The sequence below is a fragment of the Collinsella sp. OM06-18AC genome (genome assembly GCF_003438785.1).
Lineage (GTDB): Bacteria > Actinomycetota > Coriobacteriia > Coriobacteriales > Coriobacteriaceae > Collinsella.
In genome coordinates this window covers 178,995-189,129 of record NZ_QSTX01000005.1, presented here as the reverse complement: position 1 = coordinate 189,129, position 10,135 = coordinate 178,995, and the positions used below count along the sequence as shown (strand labels likewise).

General features: G+C 53.6%; 10 protein-coding genes and 1 tRNA gene. All 11 read right to left on the bottom strand.

The window, feature by feature from the left end:
• Positions 1 to 98 precede the first annotated feature (98 nt).
• Positions 99 to 1,256 (bottom strand): hypothetical protein, encoded by a 1,158-nt coding sequence (locus DXB86_RS05010; RefSeq protein ID WP_117736372.1) that lies wholly within the window; start codon positions 1,254 to 1,256, stop codon positions 99 to 101.
• Between the two features lie 394 nt (positions 1,257 to 1,650).
• Positions 1,651 to 1,725 (bottom strand) — tRNA-Val (locus DXB86_RS05005).
• Between the two features lie 240 nt (positions 1,726 to 1,965).
• Positions 1,966 to 2,481 (bottom strand): Fic family protein, encoded by a 516-nt coding sequence (locus DXB86_RS05000; protein WP_117736371.1) that lies wholly within the window; start codon positions 2,479 to 2,481, stop codon positions 1,966 to 1,968.
• Positions 2,478 to 2,663 carry a hypothetical protein gene (locus DXB86_RS04995; protein WP_117736370.1) on the bottom strand — a complete coding sequence of 62 codons (186 nt, stop codon included), beginning with the start codon at positions 2,661 to 2,663 and terminating at the stop codon, positions 2,478 to 2,480. Before DXB86_RS04995 ends, DXB86_RS05000 begins: the two co-directional genes overlap by 4 nt.
• 11 nt (positions 2,664 to 2,674) lie before the next feature.
• Positions 2,675 to 3,364: a helix-turn-helix domain-containing protein gene (locus DXB86_RS04990; RefSeq protein WP_117736369.1), complete on the bottom strand. Its 690-nt coding sequence runs from the start codon at positions 3,362 to 3,364 to the stop codon at positions 2,675 to 2,677.
• Complete coding sequence (locus tag DXB86_RS04985) at positions 3,345 to 4,013, bottom strand: DUF3990 domain-containing protein (protein WP_117736368.1); 669 nt, start codon at positions 4,011 to 4,013, stop codon at positions 3,345 to 3,347. Before DXB86_RS04985 ends, DXB86_RS04990 begins: the two co-directional genes overlap by 20 nt.
• A gap of 677 nt (positions 4,014 to 4,690) precedes the next feature.
• Complete coding sequence (locus tag DXB86_RS04980; RefSeq protein WP_117736367.1) at positions 4,691 to 5,221, bottom strand: hypothetical protein; 531 nt, start codon at positions 5,219 to 5,221, stop codon at positions 4,691 to 4,693.
• Complete coding sequence (locus DXB86_RS04975) at positions 5,211 to 6,386, bottom strand: ATP/GTP-binding protein (protein WP_117736366.1); 1,176 nt, start codon at positions 6,384 to 6,386, stop codon at positions 5,211 to 5,213. The genes DXB86_RS04980 and DXB86_RS04975 overlap by 11 nt, the downstream gene beginning before the upstream one ends.
• Before the next feature lie 414 nt (positions 6,387 to 6,800).
• Positions 6,801 to 7,883, bottom strand: a complete 1,083-nt coding sequence (locus DXB86_RS04970) for a hypothetical protein (RefSeq protein ID WP_117736365.1) — start codon at positions 7,881 to 7,883, stop codon at positions 6,801 to 6,803.
• Positions 7,884 to 8,113: 230 nt separating this feature from the next.
• Entirely contained in the window at positions 8,114 to 9,253 is a 1,140-nt protein-coding gene (locus DXB86_RS04965) for an AAA family ATPase (RefSeq protein WP_158555284.1), read from the bottom strand.
• Positions 9,246 to 10,067, bottom strand: coding sequence for a DUF6414 family protein (locus DXB86_RS09900; protein WP_147330820.1), 822 nt, complete (start codon positions 10,065 to 10,067; stop codon positions 9,246 to 9,248). The genes DXB86_RS04965 and DXB86_RS09900 overlap by 8 nt, the downstream gene beginning before the upstream one ends.
• Between the last annotated feature and the right edge of the window lie 68 nt (positions 10,068 to 10,135).

Here is a 10,135-nt window from a genome sequence, read left to right as displayed (position 1 = left end):
ACGGCCGGTCCGGGTCCAGCCCCGTAATCCGGCATAGTTTTGAAATGACACTAATTCACTGGCAACCAAACTAGATCGTTCTAGTTCATTATCGCCGGCTAATTTCCGATGTCCATCCAGTTGCACAAAACATTTGCTCGCAGTCGCGTCTCGGCGCACTTCATTGCCTCGGATTTGGCTTTATATCGAATCCCCAAACGCCTGCAAACGCTTTTGACTATGATGTCTAGCTGCTTTTTGTCGTTAAGCATATCGTGGGTTACCAGGAACACGTCGAAACCCATGCTCTGAAGCGCAGTCATACGCTCCGCATCGTGGTCAAGTACCGCGCCTGATCCATGGATGACTTCACCTTGGATCTCAATAATTACTGCCTTCATTAGCATTGGGTTTACAATCACGATGTCCCCGTAGCAGACCTTTTGACCTGCGATGCTTTGGGCAGCCTCGGATAGAGGGGTTAAATCGTTGAGGTACACGTATCTGAATCCTGAACCACCTAGACGTCGAGAACGTCTTAGGAGCAGGACCCCCGCAACCTCGAGTGGAGATGCAGCAATGCCGATAACCTGCTGAGCGGCATCATAAAACTGCTTTCCCCACATTTGACTTTTGACCTTGTCGGCGAAACGATGCAGGTCGCTCAGTTCGATGAGCGGCTTTCTCATCCAAAGAGAAGTACCTTTGAATTTCGTAACCTCTCTTCCATCCTCACGCTTGCTTGTTTGGCCATCACTATCTGGGTCCTTTACGGTTGCGCGGGCATAAACTCGTTTCCAGGGAATCTCGTCTTCGCCTTCTCCAAGTTCGAACAGATCCTGCGTGCTGGAATTGCGATTCTTTTCTACCGCCAGTTTTAACTGCATTTCGGCAGCGGGAGCCGGCTCGAAAACAGAAAACCAGCCGCAAAGTTCGTACATAGCCAGTACGAGATCTATTTGAGACACAAAGCGTGTCATAGTAAATAACGTGTTTAGCGGATTGGTGACACTAAAGCCAAAATGAGTGTCGATTGTTGTGCCGGCATCCGATGCCCCATCCCAGCGAATTGTAGAGCGCAATCCCGAGTGGTGATTACAACAACCTGGCGAAGCAACAGCGATGATCGGGGTCTTGAGGACGTCGGTTACGAAAGGGGCTTGGGATAGAGCTCGCCAACCGTCTTCGGTGTTGGGCAGGCGCGGGTAGAGGTCGCGCACCTGCGGTGGGCAGCGCCAGTAGCGGAATGCGGTGTTTGCGCAGACGATTTCGTCCATTTGCGCCTCCCCTGGTTTCGGCCGCGGGCCGTGCGGATTGCGGACATCGCCGATTATCTACTGGGGCATCATGCGGGTAAGTACCGGAAGCTGACCAAACGCTGACCAAAAGCTTGACGAGTTCTGCCAAAAATCCCTCGTGCGACAGAAATCCGCTGGAAGGAGCTCTGGGCGTGTGGTCCCCGTCTCCACATTTGTGCTCGGATCATATGAGTAATTCAATGAAATTACGCATGCGTTTAATACAAAACGTGCAATGGCGTCAGCAAAAAGGGTGCGATAAAAGATGACGCCTTAGACGACTACGATTTATTTTTTGGTGTCAGTTTTGGTGTCACCCTTGGTGTCAAAAGAAAAAGGCCAGAGGCTTAACACCTCTGACCTGCGCTTTAGATGGTGGGCGATACAAGATTCGAACTTGTGACCCCATCCGTGTGAAGGATATGCTCTACCCCTGAGCCAATCGCCCGTCGCCTTTCGGCAAAAGAGATACTATCATAGCCTCGCGTTGTTTACCAAGAACTTTTTGCCCTCGAATTCAAATTCTTGGGCACATGCCGTTCCATCACAAACAAGGCGTCCAGCAAACCAGCAGTTAAACCACCATTTACCGCTTGATCCACGAGGTCTCGGGGCGGCAGCACAGGGCGCTGGGGGTCTCCATGTGGTGTCCAATCAATTCAATAACCGGCGTGCAGATGCTTTGATTCTATACGTGCGACGGGTCGCCTATGCCCGCAATGCAACCGCGGCGCAGCTCCTCGGCGAGCCCGCTGGTCGTACGGTTTCCGGATACGAGGTCCTGGATCCAGGCGTAGTACTGGTTGTCTTTGGGCTCGGGGCTGTCGATTAGCTCGACCGGAGTGCCGGCGAACCTTAAGACGGACAATGCGTAGATAAGGCTGGTACGTTTGTTACCGTCCTCGAAGATGTGATCCTTGACCATGTGCTCTGCCACGTAGGTGACCTGGTCAAAGATGTCTGCGAAGCGATCGGCCGGCGATTGACCGAATATTGTACAGAATGCACCCGCAAGTACGGACTCGACGCGTCCAAGCTCAAGCGCGGCCCGGTCGCCTGTGGCGTCGGTTGTATAGCAGCGCCCGACCGTCATCAGCGTGCTGTGTAGGCGCATCGCGGCCGCGGCCATAGCTTCGAGCGAACCGGTATCATCGAGCACGAGCGGCGCGAACGGATGAGCGCTCCGCTGCATAGCCGCCATCATGGGTTCTCCAAGAGCTTGAGCGCGTTGGGCATGCCCGCTATGGTCTGCCGAATAGCTTCGTCGATTGACGTGACGCCGTCGAGCAAATTCGGAGATGCTGAATTTACCTCGAGCGCAGATGAATGATCTTCTTGAGCAACGCAATCAGCTCCGTCATCTTGTTGAACGTAGTTCCAAGGCATGTCTGCCTCCTCTATAGACTTTCGGACGGAATAGCCCGCGAGTCGTACTCCAGGGCGATCGGTTGCCAGACGAGGTCTTCGATGGCGCAGCTTAGGGTGTTTGCGAGCGCCAATGCCGAAGAGACCGAGGCGCGACGTAAATCCAGCTGATTCTGTTCGTAGAGCTGTATAGCGCGAAGTTTAACCCCCGATTGGGCGGCCAGCTGTTTTTGCGTTAGGCCGGCCGCCTTTCGTGCCGCTTTGAGGCTCTTTTTGTCTGCCTGGGCTTTGTTCCATTTATCGATGACAATCTGGGCGAACTTGTCTTCGGAGGCCTCGTGAAGCGGATGGTACGAGCCAATAATCCAATCGAGTGGAGCGACTTCGAGTAGCTCATTAAAGCCCAAACAGCACATCCATTGCGCATAGGCCAAAACCCAGCCCGCCCAATACTGAGGTGAACGGTCGAACGGATAGCTCTCCCTACATTCTGCGGGTTTCAGTCCTGCACTGGCAATTATTTCACGCGCAAGTTCGTCACCCGACATGCCGCAGACAACGCGCGCCACACCACGCTCGAATTGCCTCATCTCGAGAGAATTCAATAGGATTGTCGTTAGTTCGACAGGACTCAGCCCTTGGTCGCAGAGGGCGAAATCGACTGCCTCGCCCAGCGTTCTCATGGCATCCTCGAGATACATCTCACTGTAGGCGTGGGTCATTTTCTGTCATCCCCTCTCGAACGATATCGACGATACGAATTCCCTCAAACGGGTTTTCGGTAAGCAATTCCCGATACTGCGCCCTTGCCAGCTCATCTCGGTCCTTGGCCAATGGGCCATATAGAGCTTGTGGCGCACGTTCAAATCCAGCAAAACGAATGCTCTTAAACGCGCGCTCGCTTTTGAGCACAATCTGTTCTCCAGGGTTACCGAGCCTCATAGCTCGACCGAGCTGGTCAATGGTGATCGTATTGTTTACAAACGCCCTGGCATAGCTGAAGTACGAGTCATCCGCACGCCATCCTCTAATCACATCGTAAGCGTTAGCATCTGGCAAAAAATGATCGTGGAGATATTCGCACGCCCCCACGGCGATAGCGGTGTCCTTGCGAAAAGAACGATGCTCTACAAGCAACGCTATCCAATGCAGAACTGAATAATGCGGCGATAGCAGGTCGAGTACCTTGAGATCGGCCATGTCGAGTTCATATCGATTTACAAAGCCGTCTGCGTCCCTAGAGCATGCCCATTCCCTTGCAAGGTTGAGGCTCTCTGTGCAATAGAATCCCTGTCCATAGTCGTTATGGACTTTCCCCAGGCCAATCTGGGGAGTCTCAATGATCTTCTGAGAACCATGCCACAGTTCCACGCGAGTCTCCTAACAGGTATCGCCCTAGCGATAGTATAGTACACTATCGCTAGGGCGATACCTGTTATCAGGCGCATTCGACCGCCGCCCTTGCTCCAGGCTCTCCGGCAGAATAGATATCGTTTGGTATTAGAGGCGCCTCCAATCAATGCGATTGAAGGCGCCTTCTCCGCGAGCATTGTTTTGATTGCGCTGGTCGTGCTCTGCGACCAAGATCTTCTCGGTAGACTTTCTTTATATTCCGCTGGTCGCGCCTTACGACCAAATTCTGGGACAAGCATACAAATAAATGGAAAACGATGCAAGACGAGTCAAGAAGCCCCTCAATCGCGTTCGTTAACCTAAGGCGGCGAGCCGTTCTATCTAACCCAAATATTCGCAAGTAAAAGCAAGGCTTGACCCCAGGGGCAAAGGAATTCTCGGTCAAAAGGACCTACCCCCATTCGGGAACCCAGCTGAATCCATCCCAAGTCAGCCTAGCTGATGGTGAAACTATATCACCATCAGCTAGGGTTATGCAGCTAGCTAGCGGGATAGTTCCGATGTCCGCAGACGTGCAAAAATGGCGAGGTACGAACCTCGCCGATTTGGAACTTACGCAGGATAAGCATCGAGGATAAGGCGCCCCAGCGGCTGTCGGCCACCTTACGGTGTGGCGGTTGCCGCGGCGGCAGGCGTTACCGGATGAGGTCCGCCAGACACAGCTCGCCCTTGGGAATCTTCGAAAGTCGTTTATATTCCCTGGCGGCAGCCATAAGCGAATTGGCATCCCAATAGCCTCTGAGGAAGCCTTCTCTCTTTACTTCGCGCATGCCGAGCTCCTGTTTACAGAAGTCGCTCGGTTTCATGCGACTGCCGTGCCAGCGTCTCCACGCGCCCTCTCGGATGATGGCCAGCACTTCTATCTCGGGATGGGTTACGTAGCTAGCCACCGGGAAGCGGCCGGCATACAGGTTGCCGAGCTTAAAGCGCTCCTTTCTTGAGTCCAGCACCCTGACGACGCAGACTGACCAGTCATAGTCGAACTTGAGGTACTCGTCTTGAATATCGGAGGCCTTGCGCACGCGAGTTACGTCCACGATGTCGCCCGCTGGGAAGACGAGCGCGTCCGCTTCGAGCAGTGTCTCCACGGCCACCTGCTCCGCAGTGCCCTCGCAGGAGATTATCGGGTGGTACCCCGCAAAGCGAAAACCACTATCACCGTTCATCGGACACCTCCTCTGCGACGAGCTCCTTAAGCGCGCGCACATCGGCGTAGCGCGGTGCGGTCCCCTTCACGAAGTTCGAGGCGAACACCTCCGACTTCTTATTTTCAATTCGCTTCACGCGGTCGGCGTACTTCACCACGCGCGCACCGAAGTCGCGGCGGGCGAGGAAGAATACGTTGTCCTTGCGGTGCACGTGGTCGAGGAGCTGCGGGTAGTGTGTCGTGAAAACCAGTGTCGCGCCGTTTGGGTTAGTCTTGCGAGCGGCGAACAGGTCCAGTACGACATTTACCAGTTGGCGGTTCAGGTGGTTCTCCACCTCGTCGACCAGCAGGTAACCGCCGGAGCGCAGGACCCTCATTGCGCGCTGCACCAGCCCCAAGCCGCGCACGGTGCCGGAGGAGAGCACCTCTGTGAGTCCCCGCTCGGAGACCGTGATGGGATCGCGGCCCGTAAACGTCAGCACGAAGGCGCGGCCGGAGTCCCGGACCTCTAGGTGCTCAATACCCGAGTCGAAGACGCGGAGCACGTCGTCAAGGCCGTTGAATTGCTCGGTAAGGCGGAAGCCGCCGTCGCGTAGTGTCGTCGCTCGAACGCGGTGGCCGAAGTCTTTAGCGAGAACAGCGGCTGCGACGGACACGTCGGGCGGTGTGAGCGCCGCCCAGGAGTCAGGCATCTGAGCGCGGTCGCATAACGGGGACGCGAGCTCCTTAATGTCGGTCCAGGATGCCAAGGCCGCACGCTTAAGGGCTTTGGCCGGCAGCGAATAAATCACCTCGTCGGAGAACGCAAACTCGGGACCATCGTCGCCTCCCTCGACGGTCTGCAGTACCGACTCGAGCAAGTAGAGACGTCCTGCGTGCCATACAACGCACTTGAGCTTGGACGGGCCATCGAACGCAGCGGGGAACGTCGATGGGAGTGCACCGCCGCGGGCCGGCGAGCCATCGACGATGCGGCAAGCGAGCTCCAGCAGGTTCAATGCCGTCGTTTTGCCCGTAGCGTTGATGCCCGCCAGAGCGACGATGCAATTGACGTAGAGGTGGTCGGCCAGCTCGAAGGCCGATTCGTCGGAGGCCGTCACCCGGTCGGAGGCGAACAGGTCGATATCGAATACCCCGTCTTCGAACATCGTGAGATGGTCGAAGCGAACCTTTAGCAGCTTCATCTCAGGCCTTTCACATACTTGGAACAGAAATTATGTCTCAAGTATATCACATGGAGGATATCGGTGATGAAGCCTGCCGTCAGGCTGGAATCAGAATCGCCCACTCGTCTCCGGCTTTTCTTGCGAAATTGATTTACAGCCGGTTCTGATTTGCCAAAATAATCGAAGACAAAAAAACCAGCAGGTTTTGTAAGGCGGGGGCGCAAAAGCGGTTCCGCCTAGTTTTTTATTTGTGCAACAACACCTAGCGTAGGACGCTAGGGTACAAGCCGATATAGTGCGCCACCATTGTCATTGTCGGCCTTTTCTTCGGTGATACACCGCAATCTGTCGTGAACGCACCGCATTCACGACCTCGATTGATTGCTGTGAGTGTATCTTTACCCCGCATCCCTAACAATGAGCCGACCCTCACTAGACGCAAACTGAAGCGCTGCCCAGGCCCGCGCACGCAAGCACTGTTCCCAGTAGGAAAAGCGCCGAGGATAGGGCAATCCAGGGGCTGTCGGTGGTTTTGGGGAGTTTGGCGGTTGTTGCGGTGGCCGCGTGCGGCTTGGAGGACATAGTGACGGTGGTCATAGTCGTTGTTGTCGTGGTCGTCTTGTTTGTCGCGGTCGCAGGCATACCCGTCTCCCCCGCCGGTCCAGCAGAGGGCTCACCAGCGGTGCCCCCGCCATCACCCGGAACGTCATGCGCACCGCTCTCCCCCGCTGGCAAGGTTTCCCTCTCGGGCTCGATCACCACATGCGCTGCCACGGACCCGTCGGCATCCACCACGCCGCCTGCGCCAAAGGCCCCGCCCGCAGGCGCCACAAAGCGCGCGGATGCAAGCGACCCGCCCAGGCAGGCGACGCCGCCGTCGGCGCCCGACGCATCCAGCCAGGACGCATCGACGGCAAGCTGCCCGGCCGTGCCACCGCCAGCAACCCCGTCCAGCAGACACACGCCATAGGCGCGCACGCCCGCCCCGGAGCCCGCGCACGCGGCGACAACGCGCCCACCGCCGCGAACGGCAAGACCGTCCGCGATCACGCCGGCAACCCGCGCGTCCGCGATGCCGGCGCCGTCGGCCCGCGCGTCAACCTTGCAGCCGTCCACCGCGAGCGTCCCCGACACGTAGATCCCGCACTGCGAGCCCGTGGCCACCAGCGACCCGGTGCCGCGAAGCGTCAGGCTGCCCCACACCTCCATGCCGCACTGCGCGATGTCCGCATCGGGCGCATGCGACTCGGTCACCGAGTTGCGCCCGGCAAGCGTCACGACCAGGTCGCCGTCGGCGCCGATGGCGTCGCCCGCGTAGCCGTTAAGCTCCAGATTGTCGGCATCGGCCCACGCCCAACCGGGGCCCGACACGCCCGGCTCGTAGTACGTGGCGCCCGCGATGAACAGGTTCTCCGCGCCCGCGGCATAAGAAGGCCCGCCCAGCAAAACGCATAGGCAGGCCATGGCAGTAAATAGGATGTAGTGACGGCTGGTGTGGAACGCGGCAGCAAACATAACCGCTCCGATCTTCGCAAGAGCCAATGGGAGCTGCGTCAAGAAATACCCTGGTAGCAGTAGTTATTAGTTTAGCTAGATCGGCTGAGTGGTGAACGAATTACCTGTAAACGAACCCGGAAATTAGATGTAAATCGTTTTGCCAGTCGGCGAAAGGAGGTTGGTGCCTGGTCGCGTTGAGGTGCCTGTGGGTTCAGATACGGAAAGAAAGTGAATGAAGGCGCGGTCCGTCAATCCTTGGAACATTCCTTAAGAAGCTCATTGGTTAGAACTCCAAAAACAGCTCTTTCCATTTTTCGATTTAAAGTCCTAACGTTGTCGAATTTAGAGGCATTTGCGAGAAACCAGTCCCGCACACCGCGTTGCTCAATATGACTTTTCTCTTCATCATCAAGATGCTGCAGCAAGTAATCAAAATGTCGATTAATGAGTTTCTGAAGCTCTGCAGGTGCGAGCTGTTCAAATTTAATACAAGCGCTAATACGAGAAAACATCGCCGGACCAAGCGCCTTCTTGATCTCTTCTTCCGATTCGAAGTTCGTTGTCAAGATAAAGACTGCATTACCCATTTCGACACGGTAATAACTATCGACAAGAACTCCCTCATCGAATAGCTCATAGAAAGCATTGTAGAGACCATGGTTAACTTTATCGAACTCGTCAAGGAGCACAACGTTTGATTCTCTTGCAAGCAAGTCTCGCGCAAAGCTACCCTTCGAATGCTCGCCGCCAAATAGATAGTCGAATGCTTCTTGGTTTTGAAACATTGAGAATTGAATCCTCGTGAGACCCCCACCCAAAGCTTCGCTAAGCTGTTTAGCTGTTTCGGTTTTTCCCACACCTGACGGACCATAGAATAGAAGAACAGCAGGCTTTTCTTTTCCCATTTTTGAAATACGATACAAGCTTAAATCGATTTCATTCTTACAGGCTTTTTGACCAAGGATTGTGGCTGCAAGACGCCTGTCAACATCAAGAAGGATATTCTTGTTTACTTCTTTATACTCCGTTGATGAATGAACGAGACAATCAGGAAAGGCAGTTTGGAGCGAGCGGAGAACCTGACGTGGCGGATTTTGAATATACATTGTTTCGAAATTGCATCCTTGCAAAGCAATGGCAGCAAAGTTGTAGATAACATGAGCGGATACAGAGCCAAAATCAGTTGACCTCACAACGACATTATCTACAGCATCATAAAAATGGGATGTCTCACTTGTTGCGGAGTTTAAAGTGGTGCGCATTTTTGTATTGTAAGCACTGATTAGCTCAAGGTATGTAATCGTAAATTCAAACTCGTTAATGCGTTCTGAAACGTAGTCCTCGAAATCCTGATTGGATCCCCAAAATACATGAACAGAGCTAGCCATTGCTTCTAACACCTGCCAAAATAACATCGTACATATCAAGGGTAGTGTCAGAGTTTGTCTTAGCATCAACAACTACTGTATGGCTATCATCAATTGGATAGTCAGGATTCTTTCCTTCTCTTGACACCCCTGTAAGCTCTAACTCATTTTCGATATCAAGATCAGACAGGCTCGACTGACCAACTTTTACGGCGTAAAAATGAAGATCCATTTTAGTAAGGTCGTTCAGTTTGTAATTATTCTTTAATGCCATGCCATTAAAGCGAAGAAGCCTCATGTCGCTTGTTGTATTTTTATTAATAGCGAGGAACTCGTAATATCCTTTCGCTTTCTTTATCGCTTCGTCAATTCGGTCCAGTGAAATTGCAAAATCACCAGCAGGAATTGAACTGCCGCCACGAAGCATGCTCAAGTAGGGAGTCAAAAGCATAAAGCTCGACATGGAGTTGCTAATCGGCTTGATTTCATACCCATCAAACACTTCTATAGAGGAATCTCCTTCAGTGTTAACTATGGAGATGAAGTCCGTAAGCAGAGTGTTGGTAATGATGTTCTTTACTACTTCACCAGATTCTAAACTTGAGGAAAACGAAGCATCAGCTTCCACTGACGCTCTGGCACCAATTAAACCATTAAATACGGCTCCTATGCCAATCATGCTTTCAGTTTTTACGGAACCGTTGTCATTGTTGCTTTCAGAAGAGAACAACTCACTAGTCTTCTTAAGCTCACCATCGTGAACGATTTGGATAAAGTCGGTTGCAGAACCTTCATCGAAATAAACAACTTTGCTTAGTTTAGATGTAGTACACACTAAGTTACCTCCAATGCCGGGGTGATTTTATGTAGGTTAAACCTTGGTTAGGACAAATACCTACTATG